The organism is Pyxidicoccus sp. M6 (genome assembly GCF_055568925.1).
Map to the genome: position 1 here is coordinate 7,144,764 of NZ_CM145714.1, position 23,496 is coordinate 7,168,259.

Here is a 23,496-nt window from a genome sequence, read left to right on the forward strand (position 1 = left end):
TCAGCCTGTAGTTGACGGGTCCTCCTGGAGCTTCTGCGCGAGGTCCTCCACGGTGGGAGCCCGGAGGATGGAGTGGTGGTCGCCGGAGAGCTCGCACACCTCCACGCCTCTGGCCGCGAGCCGTGCCCAGCCGCCATCCGGACCGGTGGGCACCTGCGTCTCGCTCGCGCGCACCAGCGTGACGCGACCTCCGTAGGTGCCCGGCTCGTAGCGCCACAGCGCACGAAGGTTGCTCGCGAAGACGCGGTACAGCGTGTGGAGCTGTTCGAGCCCTACTCCGCGCGCCAGCACTCCGGCGCTCCGGCCCGCCTCCAACATCTGGCTCAGCAGCGCGTCTCCGCTCGGGAGTGCTTCTGCGTCCAGTTCGGGAACCGGCAGGCCGACGAGGCGCGCGGTGAACTCCACGAACCGGGCCGCGAGCCACGACTCCCCTGCCCCTTCGGGCGGACGCTGGTCGAAGGCGTAGGAGTCGATGAGCACGAGCTGTTCAATCCGCTCGCCGCGCTGCTCCAGTTGTCGCGCCATCTCGAAGGCCACCATGCCGCCGAGCGACCAGCCACCCAGCCGGTACGGGCCGGACGGCTGCACTTCGCGCAGCGCCTCCACGTAGCGCGCCGCCAGCGCTTCCACCGTCTCCAGCGGTGCCTGTTCGCCCTCGATGCCGGGCGCCTGGAACGCATGGAACGGCTGGTCCGGCCCCAGCGCACGAGCCAGGTCCAGGTACGGCAGGACATTGCCGCTGACCGGGTGGACGCAGAAGAACGGCCGGCGTGAGCCACCGGTGGTGAGCGGCACCAGCACGGACGACTGTCCCGGTGCCTCGCGCAGCCGTGCGGCCAGCTCTTCGAGCGTGCTCGACTGGAAGAGTGACACCACCGGCAGGCTCCGGCCCAGGCGCTCGCGGATGAGCGACATCATCCGCATCGCCAGGAGGGAGTGGCCTCCCAGCGCGAAGAACTCCGAGTGGATGCCGATGGGCGACACGCCCAGCAGCTCCTCCCAGATGCACGCGAGGCGCAGCTCCAGGTCATCGCGTGGCGCCACGTAGACGTGGGCCTGTTCCGTCGGAGCCTCCGGCGCGGGGAGCGCCTTGCGGTCCACCTTGCCGTTCGGAGTCAGCGGCAGCGCGTCCAGCGTGACGAAGGCGGAGGGCACCATGAAGTCTGGCACCCGCTCCTTCAGGAAGCGCCGCAGCTCCGAAACGTCCGCAGCCGTCCCCGGCCGGGCCACGAGCCACGCCACCAGTCCCTGGTCGCGAGCCATCACCACGGCCTCGCGCACATCCGGATGCTGGCGCAGCGCCGCCTCCACTTCGCCCAGCTCGATGCGGAAGCCACGCACCTTCACCTGCTGGTCGATGCGGCCGAGGTACTGCAACACGCCCTCCGCGAGCCACCGCACCCGGTCTCCCGTGCGGTACAGCCGCGCGCCGGGCGTCGTGCTGAACGGGTCCGGGACGAAGCGCTCCGCCGTGAGCTCGGGCCGGTCCACGTAGCCGCGAGCCAGGCCCGCGCCGCCGAGGTACAGCTCGCCCGCGACACCCGTGGGCACGGGCTGGCCGAACGCATCCAGCACGTAAGCCCGCGTGCCATCCAGCGGCCGGCCCAGCGTCGGCTCACGCGTCGCACCGCGAGGCGCCAGGGCCCACGTCGAGTACGTCGTGTCCTCGGTGGGGCCGTAGAGGTTGAAGACGCGCTCCACGCCGGGCGCGGCCTCGTGAATGGCCTGCACCAGCGAGTTGGCCAGCGGCTCGCCCGCGAGGTTCACCGTGCGCACCGAGCCAGGCACGGCGTGCGCGCGAACCAGCTCCGCCATCGCCGAAGGCACGGTGTTGATGAGGGTGACGCGTCCGGCCGCCGGCAGCGAGGGCAGCTCGAGCGCGTTCCTCGCCACCACCACCGCGCCGCCGCGCGTGAGGGGCGCGAAGAGCTCGAAGACGGAGAGGTCGAAGTTGAGCGAGGTGGAAGCCAGCACTCCGGCCAGCGTCTCCGCCGGGAAGACGCGCGCCGTCCACCGCAGGAAGGCCACTGCGCTCCGGTGCTCCAGCGCGACGCCCTTGGGCCTGCCCGTGCTGCCCGACGTGAAGAGCACGTAGGCCAGGTGGTCCGCGGTGACGCCGGAGACCGGTGCCTCGATGGGCCCGTCCGCCAGCACGCGCGCATCGTCAATCGCTACGAGCGCCGCTGTCGTGGAAGGTAGCGAGTCCAGCAGGTGTCGCTGGCCCACGACCACGCGAGGCTTCGCATCCTCCAGCATGAACCCGAGCCGCTGGCGCGGGTACGCCGGGTCAAGCGGCACGTACGCACCACCCGCCTTGAGCACACCGAGCACCGCGACCACGAGCTCCGCCGTGCGCTCCATGCACAGGCCGACCCGCACCTCCGGCCCCACGCCGAGTCGGCGCAGGTGATGCGCAAGCCGGTTGGCCCGCGTCTCGAGCTCGCGGTACGTCAGCGACACGTCCCCCGCGAGCACCGCGACGGAGTCCGGCATGGCAGCCACCTGCCGCTCGAAGAGCGTGTGGATGCAGGCATCCGCGGGACCCGCCGAGCCGGTGTCGTTCCACTCCACGAGCAGGCGGCGCCGCTCCGAGTCACCCAGCAGGGGCACGGTGAAGACAGGCTGCTCAGGCCGCGCCAGGGCGCCTTCGAGCAGCGCCTGGAGATGACCGAGCATCCGCTCCACCGTCGCGGGCTCGAACAGCGCGGTGCTGTACTCCAGGCCGCCGGTGAACCCGTCCGCCCCGTCCGTGAGACCGAGCGTGAGGTCGAACCGAGCCACGCGGTGCTCGACCTCGACGGGATGGAGCACCAGGTCCGACAGGCCCTGCCCAGCGGCCTTGGGCGTGCTGTCGAGCGTGAACATCACCTGGAACAGCGGCGAGTGGCTGAGGCTGCGCTCAGGCCGCAGCTCCTCCACGAGCTTCTCGAAGGGAACGTCCTGGTGCGCGTACGCGCCCAGCGTCACCTCGCGCACCCGGGCGAGCAGCTCGCGGAAGGACGGGTTTCCGTCCAGCCGGGTCCGCAGCACCAGCGTGTTGACGAAGAAGCCGATGAGCCCCTCCGTCTCCGCCCGCGTCCGGCCCGCGATGGGCGAGCCGACGCTCACGTCGTCCTGTCCGGAGTAGCGCGCCAGCACCGCCTGGAACGCGGCCAGGAGCACCATGAACGGGGTCACTCCCTCGCGTTTGGCAAGCGCCTTCACGGCGTCCGTCAGCTCGCGTCCGAGCGAGAACGGAGCGAACGCGCCCTCCAGCGACTGCACCGCGGGCCGAGGCAGGTCCGTGGGCAGCTCCAACAAGCGAGGCGCGCCGTCGAGCTGCTGCCGCCAGTAGCCAAGCTGTGCCGCCAGCGTCTCGCCTTGCAGCCAGCCGCGCTGCCACAGCGCGTAGTCCGCGTACTGGAGCGGAAGCTCCGGCAGCGGCGACGGGCGGCCCTGGGAGAACGCCGCGTAGAGCTCCGAGAGCTCGTGGACCAGCAGGCCCATGGACCAGCCGTCGGAGATGATGTGGTGCATGACGAGCACCAGCACGTGCTCCTGCGTGGAGAGCTTCAGCAACGTCGTCCGCAGCAACGGTCCCTGAGCGAGGTCGAACGGACGCTGGGATTCCTCCTGCGCCTGGCGGAGTGCTTCCGCCTCACGCGAGGCAGCAGGGAGGGAACTGAGGTCCACGGTGTGCAACCGCGCGCGGCCTTCGGGGTCGATGACCTGCACGGGCGAGCCGTTCGCGACCTGGAAGGTCGTGCGCAGCGACTCGTGACGACGCACGAGCTCGTGGAAGGCGCGTTCCAGAGCACTCGTGTCGAGCACCCCGGACAGGCGCACCGCGGAGGGGACGTTGTAGACGGTGTTCCCCGGCTCCAGTTGCTCCAGGAACCAGAGGCGCTGCTGTGCGAAGGACAGAGGGAGCGCACCGTCGCGAGTTGCGCGCTTCAGCGACGGAGCCTGGGTGCCGGCGGTGCGGGCTCGTGCTGCCTCCACGCGCTGAGCCAGCTGGGCCACCGTGGGCGACTCGAACAACTCGCGCAGCGGGAGCTCCACCAGGAAGGTGTCGCGGATGCGCGACACGAGCTGGGTCGCGAGCAGCGAGTGGCCACCGAGCTCGAAGAAGTCGTCGAGCACACCCGGGTTGTCGTGGCGTAGGACTTCCGACCACAGGCGGGCCAGCGTCTGCTCCACCGGCGTGCGCGGAGCGACGTACTCCCGACGACCGGCGGTCGAGATTGCGTCCGGTGCGGGCAGGGCCTTGCGGTCCACCTTCCCGTTGGGCGTCAGCGGCAGCGCGTCCAGCACCACGTATGCCGACGGCACCATGTACTCCGGCAACCGCTGCTTCAGGTGCATGCGCAGGGTGGCCGCGTCGATGGTGGCGTCCTCCCTCGTAGTCACGTACGCGACGAGGCGCCTGCCCTCGCTGCCATCCTCTCGTGCGATGACGACGGCCTCGCTGACTCCCGGGTGCTGGGCCAGTGCCGTCTCCACCTCACCCAGCTCGATGCGGAAGCCACGCACCTTCACCTGCGTGTCGCGGCGGCCGAGGAACTCCAGCGTCCCGTCTGGGCGCCAGCGCACCACATCGCCTGTGCGGTACAGCCGCTCGCCCTTCCCGAACGGGCTGGGCACGAAGCGTTCCGCCGTCAGCTCCGGACGGCCCACGTACCCCACCGCCAGGCCATCTCCGCCGACGTACAGCTCGCCCGGAACGCCCACCGGTACGAGCTGCATGGCGCTGTCCAACACGTACGTCTGCGTGTTGGTGATGGGGCGGCCGATGGGTACCGAAACGCCTGGTTCCTGCGGACCCTCCATGCGGTGGCACGCGGAGAACGTCGTGTTCTCCGTCGGGCCGTACCCGTTGATGAGCACGTGCCCGGAAGCCAACCGCTCCCGCACGCGCCCCACCGGCAGCACGTCACCGCCGGCCAACAATTGCTTCACGCGCGCCAGGGCTTCGGGCTGCCGTGCCTGCATCTGCTCGAAGAGCGCGGCCGTCAGCCACAGCGTGGTGATGCCGGACGTGCTCAGCGCACGTCCCAGCTCCTCCAGCGACGGAGTTCCGGCCGGATACACCACCAGCTTCGCTCCGTGCAGCAGCGCGCCCCACACCTCCAGCGTCGATGCGTCGAAGGAAATCGGGGCCAGTTGCAGCCACACCTCCTCGGGTCCGAAGTGGGCGAAGTCCGTCCCCAGCACCAGCCGCGACACCGCCCGGTGTGGCACTCCCACTCCCTTCGGCCTTCCCGTGCTTCCCGACGTGAACATCACGTACGCCAGGTTCGCGCCGCCGACGCCGGGCCGCGGATTCCCGTCCGGCTGACGAGCGATGAGCTCCGTCCAATCCGCGTCGATTCGCACCACGGGCACACCGTCGGACGGCTGCACCATCCGAAGGACGTGCTCCTGGGCGACAAGGAGTGCGACGCCCGCTTCGCGCTGCATCCAGGACAGGCGCTCCTGCGGATAGCTCGCATCCAGCGGCACGTACACGCCGCCCGCCTTCAGGATGCCCAGCACGCTCACCACCAGCGCCAGCGAGCGCTCCACGCACAGGCCCACCCTCACCTCGGGCCCCACTCCCGTTGCCTTGAGATGATGTGCGAGCTGGTTGGCTCGACGGTTCAGTTCCTCGTACGTCAGCCGCTGGCCCGCGTATTCCACCGCCACGGCCCGTGGTGTCTTCAGCACCTGCGCTTCGAACAGCTCGTGCAGGCCCGCGTCGCGTGGGTACTCCACGGTCCGGCCGCTCCACTCCTCCACCAGCCGGCGCCGTTCCGTCTCGCCCATCAGCGGCAGCGAATCGAGGCGCTGGCTCGGGTTGGCGACCGCCGATGCCAGCAGGACGCGCAGGTGCCCGATCATCCGATCGATGGTTTCAGGCTCGAACAAGTCGCTGTTGAACTCGAGCCCACCGGAGAGGCCTTCCTCCGACTCGCTCAAGCCGAGCGTCAGGTCGAACTTCGACGTCTTGCCCGAGGACTCGGCTGCTTCCAGCGTCAGTCCCGGCAGGCTCACCGCCGAGCCCGGCGCGTTCTGCAGCACGAACATCACCTGGAAGAGCGGACTGCGGCTCATGTCCCGGTCGGGCTGCAGTTCCTCCACCAGCCTCTCGAAGGGTACTTCCTGGTGCGCGTACGCCCCCAGCGTCGTCTCCCTCACCTGCCCCAGCAGCTCGCGGAAGCTCTGGCCCGGTGACAACTTCGCCCTCAGCACCAGCGTATTGACGAAGAAGCCAATCAGCCCCTCCGTCTCCACGCGCGTGCGGTTCGCGATGGCCGTACCGACGCTGATGTCGTCCTGCCCCGAGTAGCGCGAGAGCACCGTCTGGAACGCCGCCAGCAGCACCATGAAGGGCGTAGCCCCTTCCTGCTGCGCCAGTGCCTTCACCGACTCCCACAGTCCCTTCGACCACTGGAAGTTCCGCGTGTCGCCCCGGAAGGTCTGCACCGCCGGACGCGGCTTGTCTGTCGGCAGCTCCAGCGCCGCCGGTGCTCCTTCGAGCTGCTTCTTCCAGTATGCGAGTTGCGCCTCCAGCACCTCGCCCTTCAGCCACTCCCGTTGCCACACCGCGTAGTCCGCGTACTGCAGTGGCAGCTCCGGCAAGGCCGGCTGCCGTCCCCGCGCATAGGCCTCGTAGAGCGCCACCACCTCGCGCACGAGGATGCCCATGGACCAGCCATCCGACACGATGTGGTGCATGACGAGCACCAGCACGTGCTCCTGTGCGGACAGCTTCAGCAGCGTCGTCCGCAGCAGTGGGCCCTGAGCCAGATCGAACGGGCGCAGTGCAGCTTGTTCGGCCAGCCGCTTCGCCTCGGTGACGCGGGCGGCCTCGGACAGCGAGGACAGGTCCACCACGTCCAGTCGAGCCTGCACCTCATGCTGGATGACCTGCACCGGGAGCCCGTTCTCGGTTCGGAACACGGTGCGCAGGGATTCGTGACGGCGGACCAGTGCTTCGAAGCTCCGCTCCAGCGCATGGTGGTCGAGCGTGCCGGCCAGCTTCACGGCGATGGGAACGTTGTAGAAGGCACTGCCTGGTTCGAGCTGATCCAGGAACCAGAGTCGCTGCTGTGCGAAGGACAGCGGCAGGGCTTGATTGCGAGATACGCGAACCAGGGACGGGGCCTTCACCTCGGCCCCCTCGCCCGTTTCGTCCAGCTTCCGCGCGAGTTGCTCCACCGTGGAGGCTTCGAAAACGTCGCGCAGGGGGAGCTCGACCTGGAAGGCCTCGCGCACATGCGACACGAGCTGCGTGGCGAGCAGTGAGTGCCCGCCCAGCTCGAAGAAGTCGTCGTGCAGGCCGACCGACGCGACGTTGAGGACTTCCGCGAAGATGGTCGCGAGCTTCTTCTCGGTCTCCGTACGAGGAGCCTCGAAGCTCTCCGGCTTCGGTGCATGGGCGTCTGGCGCGGGCAGGGCCTTGCGGTCCACCTTCCCGTTGGGCGTCAGTGGCAGCGCGTCCAGCACCACGTACGCCGACGGCACCATGTACTCCGGCAACCGCTGCTTCAGGTGCGTGCGCAGGGTGGCCGCGTCGATGGTGGCTTCCTCCCTCGCAGTCACGTACGCCACCAGGCGCTTGCCCTCGCTGCCGTCCTCTCGTGCGATGACGACGGCCTCGCTGACTCCCGAGTGCTGGGCCAGTGCCGTCTCCACCTCACCCAGCTCGATGCGGAAGCCACGCACCTTCACCTGCGTGTCGCGGCGGCCGAGGAACTCCAGCGTCCCGTCTGGGCGCCAGCGCACCACGTCGCCCGTGCGGTACAGCCGCTCGCCCTTCCCGAACGGGCTGGGCACGAAGCGTTCCGCCGTCAGCTCCGGACGGCCCACGTACCCCACTGCCAGTCCTTCGCCTCCGACATACAGCTCGCCCGGCACGCCCACCGGCACTGGCTGCATGGCGCCGTCCAGCACGTACGCCCGCGTGTTGGTGATGGGTCGACCAATCGGCACCGAAGTACCCAGCGATGCAAGGGTGTCCGCCAGCGCGCCAGCACCGGAGCGACTGGTGGATACAGAGCCCCCATCCATGCGGTGGCACGCGGAGAACGTCGTGTTCTCCGTCGGGCCGTACCCATTGATGAGCACGTGCCCAGTGGCCAGCCTTTCTCGCACGCGGCCTACGGGCAGCACGTCACCGCCCGCGAGCAACTGCTTCACTCCGGCCAAAGCTTCCGGCTGCCGCGCCTGCATCTGCTCGAAGAGCGCGGCCGTCAGCCACAGTGAGGTGATGCCCGCTTCACCCAGCGCACGGCCAAGCTCCTCCAGCGACGGAGTGCCGGCCGGGTACACCACCAACTTCGCTCCGTGCAGCAACGCGCCCCATACCTCCAGCGTCGATGCGTCGAAGGAAATCGGGGCCAGTTGCAGCCACACCTCCTCCGGACCGAAGTGCGCGAAGTCCGTCCCCAGCACCAGCCGCGACACCGCTCGGTGTGGCACTCCAACGCCCTTCGGACGGCCTGTGCTTCCCGACGTGAACATCACGTACGCCAGGTTCGGGCCACCCACTCGCGCAGGAAGGTTGCTCTCGGGCTGGCGTGCAATCGTGGCCCACTCAGAGTCCACGCACACCAGCAGCTCGCCGCCCTCGGCTATCTCGTCCGCCAGCTTCTCCTGCGCCACGAGGACAGCCACTCCCGCCTCGCGTTTCATCCACGACAAGCGGTCCAGCGGGTAGCTGGCGTCCAGCGGCACGTACACACCGCCCGCCTTCAAAATGCCCAGCACGCTCACCACCAACTCCAGCGAGCGCTCCACGCACAGGCCCACCCTCACCTCGGGGCCCACTCCCATTCCCTTCAGGTGGTGCGCGAGCTGATTGGCCCGACGGTTCAGCTCCTCGTACGTCAGCCGCTCGCCTGTGTACTCCACCGCCACGGACTGCGGCGTCCTCTGCACCTGCGCTTCGAAGAGCTCCGCCAGCGACGCCTCGCGCGGGTACTCCGCGGCCTTCCCACTCCACTCCCCAACCAGCCGCCGACGCTCCTCCTCCCCCATCATCGGCAGCGCTTCCAGCCGCTGCTCCGGCCTCGCCACCGCCGACTCCAACAGCACCCGCAGATGCCCCAGCATCCGCTCCATCGTCCCCGCTTCGAACAGGTCGCTGTTGTAGTTCACCGCCGCCACCACTCCCTGCGCCACTTCCTCCACCACCAGCGACAGGTCGAACTTCGACGTCCTCCCTTCCGCCTCCACTCCCGTCAGCGTCAGCCCCTGCCTCAGCTTCACCTCTCCCGTCGGTGTGTTCTGCAGCGTCAGCGTCACCTGGAACAGCGGGCTACGACTCAAGTCCCGCTCCGGCTGCAGCTCCTCCACCAGCTTCTCGAAGGGCACTTCCTGGTGCGCGTACGCGCCCAGCGTCACCTCCCGCACCTGGCCCAGCAGCTCTCGGAAGCTCTCCCGCCCCGTCAGCTTCGCCCTCAGCACCAGCATGTTGGCGAAGAAGCCAATCAGTCCTTCCGTCTCCGCCTGCGTGCGCCCCGCTATCGGCGCGCCCACCACGATGTCGTCCTGCCCCGAGTACCTCGACAGCACCCACTGGAATGCCGCCAGCAGCACCATGAACGGCGTCGCGCCTTCACGCTGCGCCAGGACCTTCGCGCCGTCCCACAGGGACTTTGGCCAATGGAGCTCGACGTGTCCTCCGCGGAAGGCCTGCACCGCCGGACGCGGTTTGTCCGTTGGAAGCTCCAGTGCAGTGGGGACTCCCGCGAGCTGCTTCCTCCAGTAACCGAGCTCAGCCTCCAGCACCTCGCCCTTCAGCCACTCGCGCTGCCAGAGCGCGTAGTCCGCGTACTGCACCGCCAGTTCCGGCAGTGGGGGCGCTCGGCCCTCCAGGAATGCGTCGTAGAGCGCGACGATTTCCCGCAAGAGGACGGTCATCGACCAGCCGTCCGACACGATGTGGTGGTTCACCATCGCCAGCACGTGGTCCTGCTCGGACAGCTTCAGCAAGGTCACCCGCAGCAGCGGCCCGTGCTCCAGGTCGAATGGCCGGTGGGACTCCTGCTCCACGAGCCGAATGGCTTCCGCCTCACGGGCCGCTTCCGGCATCGGCTCCAGGTCTCGTACCTCGAAGCCGAGCAACGGCTCCGGGGAGATGAGCTGAACGGGCCTTCCGTCCCTGAGCCCGAAGGTCGTGCGCAGCGATTCGTGACGGCGCACCAGCTCCTCGAAGCTCTTCTGGAGAACGCCGACGTCCAGCGCTCCCTTCGCGCGGACCACGGATGGCACGTTGTAGAAGGCGCTGCCCGGCTCCAGCCGATCCAGGAACCAGAGCCTCTGCTGCGCGAACGACAGCGGCAGCACTGTCTGGAGGTCCGCACGCCGCTTCAGCGGAGGGGGTGCCAGCACCTGGCTCGCACGTCCCGCGTTTTCGATCCGCTCGCCGAGCCCCGCCACCGTGGGCGCCTCGAAGAGCTCGCGCAGCGGAAGCTCGATTCCAAACGCGCTGCGAATCCGGGAGATGACCTGTGTCGCCAGCAGTGAGTGCCCGCCCAGCTCGAAGAAGTTGTCCTTCGTTCCCACTCGCTCGATGGAGAGCACCTGGGCGAAGAGGCCCGCCAGCAGTTCCTCCGTCGGAGTGCGGGGTGCCTCGTAGTCGGTGTCCGAGGTGCGGGAGGTATCCTCCGGCACGGGCAGGGCCTTGCGGTCCACCTTGCCGTTGGGCGTCAGTGGCAGCGCGTCCAGCACCACGTACGCCGATGGCACCATGTACTCCGGCAACCGCTGCTTCACGTGCGCACGCAGGCTCGCGACGTCGACGGAGGCACCCTCCTTCGCCGTCACGTACGCAACGAGACGCTTGCCCTTGCTGCCGTCCTCGCGCGCGACGACGACGGCTTCGCTGACTCCCGAATGCTGCGCCAGCGCCGTTTCCACTTCCCCGAGCTCGATGCGGAAGCCACGCACCTTCACCTGCGTGTCGCGTCGGCCAAGGAACTCCAGCGTCCCGTCCGCACGCCAGCGCACCACATCGCCCGTGCGGTAGAGGCGGGCTCCATCTCCGAAGGGGCTGGGCACGAAGCGTTCCGCCGTCAGCTCCGGCCGGCCCACGTACCCCATCGCCAGACCGTCTCCGCCGACGAACAGCTCGCCCGGCACGCCCACCGGGACGAGCTGCATGGCGCTGTCCAGCACGTACGTCTGCGTATTGGGGATGGGGCGTCCGATGGGTACCGAAACGCCTGGTTCCCACGGACCCTCCATGCGGTGGCATGCGGAGAACGTCGTGTTCTCCGTCGGGCCATACCCGTTGATGAGCACGTGCCCGGAAGCCAGCCGCTCCTTCACCCGGCCCACCGGTAGCACGTCACCACCGGCCAACAGTTGCTTCACGCGCGCCAGGGCTTCGGGCTGCCGTGCCTGCATCTGCTCGAAGAGCGCGGCCGTCAGCCACAACGAGGTGATGCCGGACGTGTCCAGTGTGCGACCCAGCTCCTCCAGCGACGGCGCGCCCGCCGGGTACACCACCAACTTCGCTCCGTGCAGCAGCGCGCCCCACACCTCCAGCGTCGACGCGTCGAAGGAAATAGGCGCCAGTTGCAGCCACACCTCCTCCGGACCGAAGTGCGCGAAGTCCGTCCCCAGCACCAGCCGCGACACCGCCCGGTGCGGCACGCCCACTCCCTTGGGCCGGCCCGTGCTTCCCGACGTGAACATCACGTACGCCAGGTTCGCGCCACCTACTCGCGCCGGAAGGGTGCTCTCGGACTGGCGTGCAATCGTGGCCCACTCCGAGTCCACGCACACCAGCAACTCGCCGCCTTCGGCAATCTCGTCCGCCAGCTTCTCCTGCGCCACGAGGACGGCGACTCCCGCCTCGCGCTTCATCCACCCCAGCCGCTCCAGTGGGTAGCTGGCGTCCAGCGGCACGTACACACCGCCCGCCTTCAAAATGCCCAGCACGCTCACCACCAACTCCAGCGAGCGCTCCACGCACAGGCCCACCCTCACCTCGGGGCCCACTCCCATTCCCTTCAGGTGGTGCGCGAGCTGATTGGCCCGACGGTTCAGCTCCTCGTACGTCAGCCGCTCGCCTGTGTACTCCACCGCCACGGACTGCGGCGTCCTCTGCACCTGCGCTTCGAAGAGCTCCGCCAGCGACGCCTCGCGCGGGTACTCCGCGGCCTTCCCGCTCCACTCCCCAACCAGCCGCCGACGCTCCACACCGACCATCATCGGCAGCGCCAGCACCCGCTGCTCCGGGCGAGCAATCGCCGACTCAAGCAGGACGCGCAGGTGGCCGATCAGCCGCTCGACGGTTTCGGGCTCGAACAGGTCGCTGTTGAACTCCAGCGAACCCGCCAGACCTCCGTCTCCCGACTCACCCATGGCGAGCGTCAGGTCGAACTTCGACGTCTTGCCCGAGGACTCGGCCCCCTCCAGCTTCAGCCCCTGCAGATTCACCGCCGTGACTGGCGCGTTCTGCAGCACGAACATCACCTGGAAGAGCGCACTCCGGCTCATGTCCCGGTCGGGCTGCAGTTCCTCCACCAGGCGCTCGAAAGGCAGTTCCTGGTGCGCGTACGCCCCCAACGTCGTCTCCCGCACCTGGCCCAGCAGCTCGCGGAAGGTGGGGTTGCCGCCCAGCCGTGTCCGTAGCACCAGCGTGTTGACGAAGAAGCCAATCAGCCCCTCTGTCTCCGCTCGAGTGCGGTTTGCGATGGCAGTGCCCACGCTGACGTCGTCCTGCCCCGAGTAGCGCGAGAGCACCGTCTGGAACGCCGCCAGCAGCACCATGAAAGGCGTGGCGCCTTCCTGCTGCGACAGCGCCTTCACCGACTCCCACAGCCCCTTCGACCACTGGAAGTTCCGCGTGTCGCCCCGGAAGGTCTGCACCGCCGGACGCGGCTTGTCTGTCGGCAGCTCCAGCGCTGCAGGTGCCCCCTCGAGCTGCTTCTTCCAGTACGAGAGTTGCGCCTCCAGCACCTCGCCCTTCAGCCACTCCCGCTGCCACACCGCGTAGTCCGCGTACTGCAGCGGCAGCTCCGGCAACGCTGGCTGCCCTCCCTGCGCATAGGTCTCGTACAGCGCCACCACCTCGCGCACGAGGATGCCCATGGACCAGCCGTCCGACACGATGTGGTGCATCACGAGCACCAACACGTGTTCCTGCTCGGACAGCTTCACCAGGGTCGCCCGCAGCAGTGGACCCTGCGCCAGGTTGAACGGGCGATGGGCCTCCGCTTCCACGAAGCGGTGTGCTTCCTGGGTTCTGTCTGCTTCCGGCAGCAGGCTCAGGTCATTTCGCGAGAGGGCGAATGCCGGCTCCGTCGCGATGACCTGCACGGGAGCGCCCGCTTCGGAACGGAACGTGGTTCGCAGCGACTCATGACGGCGCACCAGCGCGTGGAAGCTCATCTCGAGGGCATCGACGTCCAGGTGCCCCGTCAGCTTCACCACCGACGGCACGTTGTAGAAGGAGCTGCCCGGCTCCAGTTGATCCAGGAACCAGAGTCGCTGCTGCGCGAACGACAGCGGAGGCGCTCCATCGCGCGGCACACGCCTCAAGGAAGGAGCCTGAAGTCCCTTCGTATTCCCAGCCCCTGCCTCTATCCGCGCGGCCAGCTTCTCCACCGTGGAGGCTTCGAAAACGTCGCGCAGGGGGAGCTCGACCTGGAATCCTTCCTTGACGCGCGAGACCAACTGCGTGGCAAGCAGTGAGTGCCCGCCCAGCTCGAAGAAGTCTCCGTGCAGGCCGACCTGCTGGACGTTCAGCACCTCCGCGAAGATGGCCGCGAGCTTCTTCTCGGTCTCCGTGCGTGGAGCCTCGAAGCTTTCCGGCTTCGGTGCATGGGCGTCCGGCGCAGGCAGGGCCTTGCGGTCCACCTTGCCGTTGGGCGTCAGCGGCAGCGCGTCCAGCACCACGTACGCCGACGGCACCATGTACTCCGGCAACCGCTGCTTCACGTGCGTGCGCAGGGTGGCCGCGTCGATGGTGGCTTCCTCCCTCGCAGTCACGTACGCGACGAGGCGCCTGCCCTCGCTGCCGTCCTCGCGCGCGACGACGACGGCCTCACTGACGCCCGAGTACTGGGCCAGCGTCGTCTCCACCTCGCCCAGCTCGATGCGGAAGCCACGCACCTTCACCTGCGTGTCGCGTCGGCCGAGGAACTCCAGCGTCCCGTCTGCACGCCAGCGCACCACATCGCCTGTGCGGTACAGCCGCTCGCCCTTGCCGAACGGGCTGGGCACGAAGCGCTCCGCCGTCAGCTCCGGCCGGCCCACGTACCCCACCGCCAGGCCGTCGCCTCCGACATACAGCTCGCCCGGCACGCCCACCGGCACCGGCTGCATGGCGCCGTCCAGCACGTATGCCCACGTGTTGGTGATGGGGCGTCCGATGGGTACCGAGACGCCTGGTTCCCGCGGACCCTCCATGCGGTGGCACGCGGAGAACGTCGTGTTCTCCGTCGGGCCATACCCGTTGATGAGCACGTGCCCGGAAGCCAGCCGCTCCTTCACCCGGCCCACCGGTAGCACGTCACCACCGGCCAACAGTTGCTTCACGCGCGCCAGGGCTTCGGGCTGCCGTGCCTGCATCTGCTCGAAGAGCGCGGCCGTCAGCCACAACGAGGTGATGCCGGACGTGTCCAGTGTGCGACCCAGCTCCTCCAGCGACGGCGCGCCCGCCGGGTACACCACCAGCTTCGCTCCGTGCAGCAGCGCGCCCCACACCTCCAGCGTCGACGCGTCGAAGGAAATAGGCGCCAGTTGCAGCCACACCTCCTCCGGACCGAAGTGCGCGAAGTCCGTCCCCAGCACCAGCCGCGACACCGCCCGGTGCGGCACGCCCACTCCCTTGGGCCGGCCCGTGCTTCCCGACGTGAACATCACGTACGCCAGGTTCGCGCCACCTACTCGCGCCGGAAGGGTGCTCTCGGACTGGCGTGCAATCGTGGCCCACTCCGAGTCCACGCACACCAGCAACTCGCCGCCCTCGGCAATCTCGTCCGCCAGCTTCTCCTGCGCCACGAGGACGGCCACCCCCGCCTCGCGCTTCATCCACCCCAGCCGCTCCAGTGGGTAGCTGGCGTCCAGCGGCACGTACACACCGCCCGCCTTCAAAATGCCCAGCACGCTCACCACCAACTCCAGCGAGCGCTCCACGCACAGGCCCACCCTCACCTCGGGGCCCACTCCCATTCCCTTCAGGTGGTGCGCGAGCTGATTGGCCCGACGGTTCAGCTCCTCGTACGTCAGCCGCTCGCCCGCGTACTCCACCGCCACCGCGTCGGGCGTCTTCCGCACCTGCGCTTCGAAGAGCTCCGCCAGCGACGCCTCGCGCGGGTACTCCGCGGCCTTCCCGCTCCACTCCCCAACCAGCCGCCGACGCTCCTCCTCCCCCATCATCGGCAGCGCTTCCAGCCGCTGCTCCGGCGTCGCCACCGCCCACTCCAACAGCACCCGCAGATGCCCCAGCATCCGCTCCATCGTCCCCGCTTCGAACAGGTCGCTGTTGTAGTTCACCGCCGCCACCACTCCCTGCGCCACTTCCTCCACCACCAGCGACAGGTCGAACTTCGACGTCCTCCCTTCCGCCTCCACTCCCGTCAGCGTCAGCCCCTGCCTCAGCTTCACCTCTCCCGTCGGTGTGTTCTGCAGCGTCAGCGTCACCTGGAACAGCGGGCTACGACTCAAGTCCCGCTCCGGCTGCAGCTCCTCCACCAGCTTCTCGAAGGGCACTTCCTGGTGCGCGTACGCGCCCAGCGTCACCTCCCGCACCTGGCCCAGCAGCTCTCGGAAGCTCTCCCGCCCCGTCAACTTCGCCCTCAGCACCAGCATGTTGGCGAAGAAGCCAATCAGCCCTTCCGTCTCCCCCTGCGTTCGCCCCGCTATCGGCGCGCCCACCACGATGTCGTCCTGCCCCGAGTACCTCGACAGCACCCACTGGAATGCCGCCAGCAGCACCATGAATGGCGTCGCGCCCTCACGGCGGCCGAGCGCTTCCAGGTCGTGCCACAGCGCCTTCGGCCACAGCACGTGCCGGATCTCACCCCGGTAGGTCTGCACGGCCGGACGCGGCTTGTCCGTGGGCAGCTCCAGCGCCGCGGGCGCCCCTTCGAGCTGCTTCCTCCAGTAACCGAGCTGTGCCTCCAGGACCTCGCCCTTCAACCACTCGCGCTGCCAGAGCGCGTAGTCCGGGTACTGCACACGGAGATCGGGCAGGGGCGATGGACGGCCGAGGGAGAACGCGTCGTACAGCGATGCGACCTCCTGCACGAGGACGCCCATCGACCAGCCGTCCGACACGATGTGGTGCATCATCAGCACCAGCACGTGCTCCTGCTCTCCGAGCCGGAACAGCGACGTCCTCAGCAACGGGCCCTTCGCCAGGTCGAACGGACGGAGCGCCTCATCATCGGCGCGGCGCCGCATCTCCTCCTCGCGCTCCTTCGCGGAAAGCGCGCTCAGGTCCACGAGCTGCAACGTCACCCGGCCCGCCGGTGAGATGACCTGCACGGGCAGGCCTCCCTCGGCGCGGAACGTGGTGCGGAGCGCTTCGTGCCGGCGCACCAGCTCCTCGAAGCTCCGCTCCAGCGCGGTCACGTCCAGTACCCCGGTGAGCCTCACCACCGCCGGCACGTTGTAGAACGCGCTCCCCGGCGCGAGCTGCTCCAGGAACCACAAGCGCTGCTGAGCGAAGGACAACGGCAGGACGTCCTGCCCCTCGGGCCTCCGCTTCAACGCAGGCGCCACGAGGCCTGTCCCCGCTCGCACCGCGCGGTCCACTCGCTCCGCGAGCGTGGCCACGGTGGGCGCTTCGAAGAGCTCCCTCAGTGGCAGGTCGATGCCGAAGGCCCCTCGAATCCGCGAGATGGCCTGCGTGGCCAGCAGCGAGTGCCCTCCCAGCTCGAAGAAGCTCCCATGCACGCCAACCTGCTCGAGCCCGAGCACCTCGGCGAAGAGCCCCGCCAGCGCCTGTTCCGTCGCCGTGCGTGGCGCGGTGAAGGCCTGTGCCTCCGCCGCTCGGAAGTCCGGTGCCGGCAGCGCGGCCCGGTCCACCTTGCCGTTGGGCGTGAGCGGCAGCGTGTCCAGCACCACGAACGCCTGCGGCACCATGTAGTCCGGCAACGTCCGGCCCACGAAGTCGCGGAGCCCGTCCACGTCCATCGCCTGGCCCGCCACGGGCACGGCGTACGCCACCAGTCGCTTGCCGCCTTGTCCGTCGCGCGCCAGCACCACGGCCTCGCGCACCGCAGGGTGACGCTCCAACGCCGCTTCGACCTCGCCCAGCTCCACGCGGTAGCCACGGACCTTGAGCTGATGGTCCACGCGGCCGAGGAACTCGACACGGCCATCCGCCAGCCAGCGAGCCCGGTCTCCGGTGCGGTACATCCGCGCCCCGGGCTCGTCCGAGTACGGGTCCGGCACGAAGCGCTCTGACGTCAGGTCCGGCCGGCCCAGGTAGCCACGGCCGACGACGGCGCCGCCGATGCACAGCTCACCCGGGACGCCCGCGGGCACGGGGCTCAGGCCCGCATCCAGCACGTAGATGCGCGCGTTGGGAATGGGCCGGCCCAGCGGCACGGAGGCGGACTCGCGCCCCTCCGCGCCTCGCGCCACCTTCAGCGTGAGCACACCCACTGTCGTCTCGGTGGGGCCGTAGTGGTTGAACACCTCCAGCGCCGGAGCCAGCGTGTGGACCCGGTCGATGAGCGGCCAGTCCAACACGTCTCCACCGAGCACCAGCCGCTGACGCGGGAGCACCCGCTCCGGACTCCCCGAAGCAAGGAGCGCCTGGAGGTGAGCGGGGACGATCTTCAGGCAGTCCACGGCCTCGCGCTCGAACAGCGCGGCCAGCGCCGCCGGGTCCGAGGCCTGCTCGCGCGACACGAGGTGCAGCGCTCCGCCATGGCAGAGCGCGGGGAACACCGCCGTATTGCCGAGGTCCGCCGCCAGCGTGGACACCGACGCGAAGCTCGCGCCCTCCGGCAGCTCCAGCCTGCGCGAGACACCCTCCACGTAATTGACGAGCTGCCGGTGCTCGATGGCCACGCCCTTCGGCCGGCCCGTGGAGCCCGAGGTGAAGATGACGTAGGCGAGGTTCTCTGGTGCCGCCACGGACACCGGGTTCGCGTCACTCCGTCCCGCCAGCACGGAGGCGTCGGTGTCGAGCCGGATGACCGCTCCCGCATCCCATCCGAGCACCGCCGCCAGGTCCGACCGCGTGACGAGCGCCCGAGCCCCCGCGTCCGCGAGCACGCCCCGCAGTCGCTCCGTCGGGAACGCCGGGTCCAACGGCACGTAGGCACCGCCCGATTTGAGGATGCCCCACAGGCCCACGAGGGCACTCACGGAGCGGTCGAGGTACAGGCCGACGGGAACGTCCGGGCCCACGCCCAACCCGCGCAGGTGGTGCGCCAGCTGGTTCGCGCGGCGATTCAGCTCCCGATACGACAGCCGTGTGTCCTCCGCGACGACGGCCATGGCATCGGGGGTGTGAGCCGCCTGAGCCTCGAACAGGGCATGCACGGTGACAGGCGCGAAGGTGGCTCGGGTGTTGTTCCACGCCACGAGCAGCCGCCGCTGCTCCGCGTCGGCCAACATCGGCAGTTCCGCGAGCCGCGCGTCCGGAGCACGGAGGGCCGCCTCCAGCAGCACGCGCAGGTGCCCCAGCAGCCGGTCCATCGTGTCGCGTTCGAAGAGGTCGCGGTTGTACACGACGGTGACGGAGAGCCCGTGGGGCAGCTCGGTCATCTCGAGCGTCAGGTCGAACTTGGAGGTCCGCGCCTCCAGGTCCATGCCCGACAGCGTCACTCCGGACAGGCGCGACTCCGTCCTCGGCGTGTTCTGCAGGATGAACATCACCTGGAAGAGCGGGCTGCGGCTCAAGTCGCGTTCGGGCTTGAGCACTTCCACCAGTCGCTCGAAGGGAATGTCCTGGTGGGCATAGGCACCGAGCGTCGCCTCGCGCACCTGGGCCAGCAGCTCCCGGAAGGAGGGGCTGCCTCCGAGCCTCGCCCGCAGCACGAGCGTGTTGATGAAGAAGCCGATGAGCCCTTCCGTCTCCGCCCGCGTGCGGTTCGCGATGGGCGAGCCCACGCACACGTCGTCCTGCCCCGAGTAGCGGGACAGCACCGTCTGGAACGCCGCGAGCAACACCATGAAGGGGGTCGCGTTCTCACGGTGGGCCAGCGCCGTCACCGAGTCCCACAGCTCGCGCGGCCACTGGACGTCGAGGCTCTCGCCGAGGAACGTCTGCACGGACGGGCGCGGCTTGTCGGTGGGCAACTCCAGCGCCGCGGGTGCGCCCTGAAGCTGGCGCTTCCACCACGCGAGCTGTGCGTCCAGCACCTCGCCCTTGAGCCACTCGCGCTGCCAGACCGCGTAGTCCGCGTACTGGAGCGGCAGCTCCGGCAATGGCGATGGGCGACCCTGCGAGCAGGCCTCATAGAGCGCCGCCACCTCGCGCACGAGGATGTCCATCGACCAGCCGTCCGAGACGATGTGGTGCATGACGAGCACCAGCACGTGCTCCTGCTCGGACAGCTTCAGCAGCGTCGGCCTCAGCAGCGGGCCCTGGGCCAGATTGAACGGACGCTGGGCTTCGAATGCGATGCGCCGGGAGACTTCCGTGAGCCGCTCGGCCTCGGGGATGGTGGTCAGGTCCTCAGAGGCAATGCGCACCTGGGCCTTCGGGGAGATGACCTGGACGGGCGAACCGTCACGGTCCTGGAAGGTCGTGCGCAGCGACTCGTGGCGGAGCACGAGCTGCTCGAAGGCCTGTTGCAGAGCTTCGACCTGAACCGTGCCGGTCACCTTCACCGCCACGGGGATGTTGTAGGAGTGGCTTCCCGGTTCGAGCTGGTCGAGGAACCACAGCCGCTGCTGTGCGAACGACAGGGGCAGCGTGCCCGTGCGAGGCACTCGCCTCAGCGGAGGTGCCTGGATGCCGGGACCGGCGGCGACCGCGGAGGCCAGCCGCGCGGCCAGCTTCTCCACCGTGGACGCTTCGAAGACGTCGCGCAGGGGCAGCTCGACCTGGAAGACCTCGCGCACGCGCGAGACCAACTGCGTGGCAAGCAGTGAGTGCCCGCCCAGCTCGAAGAAGTCTCCGTGCAGACTCACCGGGTTGATGTTGAGGACTTCCGCGAAGATGGCCGCGAGTTTCTTCTCGGTCTCCGTACCCGGGGCTACGAACTGAGTGGTGGTGGAGTCAACCAACTCCGGCACGGGCAGGGCCTTGCGGTCCACCTTGCCGTTGGGCGTCAGCGGCAGCGCGTCCAGCACCACGTACGCCGACGGCACCATGTACTCCGGCAACCGCTGCTTCACGTGCGTGCGCAGGGTGGCCACGTCGATGGTGGCTTCCTCCCTCGCAGTCACGTACGCGACGAGGCGCTTGCCCTCGCTGCCGTCCTCTCTCGCGATGACGACGACCTCGCTGACGCCCGAGTACTGAGCCAGCGCCGTTTCCACTTCACCCAGCTCGATGCGGAAGCCACGCACCTTCACCTGCGTGTCGCGTCGGCCGAGGAACTCCAGCGTCCCGTCTGCACGCCAGCGCACCACATCGCCTGTGCGGTACAGCCGCTCGCCCTTGCCGAACGGGCTGGGCACGAAGCGCTCCGCCGTCAGCTCCGGCCGGCCCACGTACCCCACCGCCAGGCCCTCGCCTCCGACGTACAGCTCGCCCGGCACGCCCACCGGCACCGGCTGCATGGCGCCGTCCAGCACGTATGCCCACGTGTTGGTGATGGGGCGTCCGATGGGTACCGAGACGCCTGGTTCCCGCGGACCCTCCATGCGGTGGCACGCGGAGAACGTCGTGTTCTCCGTCGGGCCGTACCCGTTGATGAGCACGTGCCCAGTGGCCAGCCGTTCACGCACGCGGCCCACCGGCAGCACGTCACCGCCGGCCAACAGTTGCTTCACGCGCACCAGGGCTTCCGGCTGCCGTGCCTGCATCTGCTCGAAGAGCGCAGCCGTCAGCCACAACGAGGTGATGCCGGACGTGCCCAGTGTGCGGCCCAGCTCCTCCAGCGACGGAGTGCCCGCCGGATACACCACCAGCTTCGCTCCATGCAGCAGCGCGCCCCACACCTCCAGCGTCGACGCGTCGAAGGAAATAGGCGCCAGTTGCAGCCACACCTCCTCCGGACCGAAGTGCGCGAAGTCCGTCCCCAGCACCAGGCGCGACACCGCCCGGTGCGGCACTCCCACTCCCTTCGGCCTTCCCGTGCTTCCCGACGTGAACATCACGTACGCCAGGTTCGCGCCGCCCACTCGCGCCGGAAGGTTGCTCTCGGGCTGGCGTGCAATGGCGGCCCACTCCGAGTCCACGCACACCAGCAGCTCGCCGCCCTCGGCTATCTCATCCGCCAGCTTCTCCTGCGCCACGAGGACGGCCACCCCCGCCTCGCGTTTCATCCACGACAAGCGCTCCAACGGGTAGCTGGCGTCCAGCGGCACGTACACGCCGCCTGCCTTCAAAATGCCCAGCACGCTCACCACCAACTCCAGCGAGCGCTCCACGCACAGGCCCACCCTCACCTCGGGCCCCACTCCCATTGCCTTCAGGTGGTGCGCGAGCTGATTGGCCCGACGGTTCAGCTCCTCGTACGTCAGCCGCTCGCCTGCGTACTCCACCGCCACGGACTGCGGCGTCCTCTGCACCTGCGCTTCGAAGAGCTCCGCCAGCGACGCCTCGCGCGGGTACTCCGCGGCCTTCCCACTCCACTCCCCAACCAGCCGCCGACGCTCCTCCTCCCCCATCATCGGCAGCGCTTCCAGCCGCTGCTCCGGCGTCGCCACCGCTGACTCCAACAGCACCCGCAGATGCACCAGCATCCGCTCCATCGTCCCCGCTTCGAACAGGTCGCTGTTGTAGTTCACCGCCACGGCCAGTCCGTGCGGTGCCTCTTCGGCCAGGAGGGACAGGTCGAACTTGGACGTCTTCTCCTGCGTGTCCATGCCCTCGAGCGTCAGCTCGCGCAGGCGGACTTCCTTCGTGGGCGTGTTCTGCAGCGTCAGCGTCACCTGGAACAGCGGGCTGCGGCTCAGGTCCCGCTCGGGCTGGAGCTCCTCCACCAGCTTCTCGAACGGCACGTCCTGATGCGCGTACGCGCCCAGCGTCACCTCGCGCACCTGGGCGAGGAGCTGGCGGAAGCTCTGTTCCTCCGACACCCGGGTGCGCAGCACGAGCGTGTTGACGAAGAACCCGATGAGCCGTTCGGTCTCCTCGCGCGTGCGGCCCGCGATGGGCGAGCCCACGCTCACGTCATCCTGTCCCGAGTAGCGCGAGAGCACCGTCTGGAACGCCGCCAGCAGCACCATGAACGGCGTGGCGCCCTCCTTCTGCGCCAGCGTCTTCACCGCGCTCCAGAGCTTCTCCGGCCACACCGCGCCCAGCATCGCGCCGCGGAACGTCTGCATCGCTGGACGCGGCTTGTCCGTGGGCAGCTTCAGGGCCCTCGGCGCTCCGGCGAGCTGCCGCTTCCAGTAGCCGAGCTGCGTGTCCAGCACCTCGCCCTTCAGCCAGTCCTGCTGCCACACGGCGTAGTCGCCGTACTGGAGGGGCAGCTCCGGCAGCGCCGGCCGCTCTCCCCGGGCCAGCACCTCGTAGAGCTCCGCCACCTCGCGCACGAGGATGCTCATGGACCACTCGTCCGAGACGATGTGGTGCATCACCAGCACCAGCACGTGCGTCTGGGGCGCGACTCGCAACAGCGTCGTCCGCAGCAGCGGGCCCTTGCGCAGGTCGAAGGGACGCTGCGCCTCCTCCTCCACCCGCTGCGCGATCTCCGCGTCGGACGCGACCTCCAGGTCCACCACCGCGAACGCCAGCGCCGGCTCGGGCGAGATGACCTGCACGGGTACACCGGCCTGGGGGCGGAACGTCGTGCGCAGGGACTCGTGACGGCGCACGAGCTCCTCGAAGCTCCACTCCAGCGCGCGGACATTCAACGGCCCGACGAGCCGCACCACCGCCGGCACGTTGTAGAACGCGCTCCCTGGCTGGAGCTGGTCCAGGAACCACAGGCGCTGCTGCGCGAAAGACAGCGGCAGCTCGCGCGTGCGCGGCTGTGCCTTCATCCGGGGCAACGCCACGTGCTGCCCATGACGCTGTGCCTGGTCCACACGGCGCGCGAGCTCGGCCACCGTGGGGGCTTCGAACAATTCCCGCAGCGCCAGCTCCACCCGGAACGTGGAGCGAACCCTCGACACGAGCTGCGTGGCCAGCAGCGAGTGCCCACCCAGCTCGAAGAAGCCGTCATGGACGCTCACGCGCTCCACGTCCAGCACGCGGCTGAAGAAGCCGGCCAGCAGCTCCTCCGTGGGGGTGCGCGGCGCGACGTACTCTCGCTCGGAGACCACCGTGTCCGGCGCCGGCAGTGCCTTCCGGTTCACCTTCCCGTTCGCGAGCAGCGGGAGCGACTCCAGCACCACGAACGCAGAGGGCACCATCGCGGGCGGCAGGCGCCCGGCGAGGAAGGCTCTCGGGTCCACGGTGATTCGCGACTCCGGCGCGGCCTCCGTTACACGCGG

1 protein-coding gene (cut by a window edge) is annotated in these 23,496 nt (G+C 69.1%); it reads right to left on the bottom strand.

The window, feature by feature from the left end; genetic code table 11:
• A protein-coding gene (locus ACVTJA_RS28390; RefSeq protein ID WP_465824253.1) for a non-ribosomal peptide synthase/polyketide synthase crosses the window boundary here: on the bottom strand, positions 1-23,496 show its 3' portion. It continues 9,162 nt past the right edge of the window; only the last 23,496 of its 32,658 coding nucleotides appear in the window; its start codon lies beyond the right edge, outside the window — the gene reads right to left on this strand; the stop codon is at positions 1-3.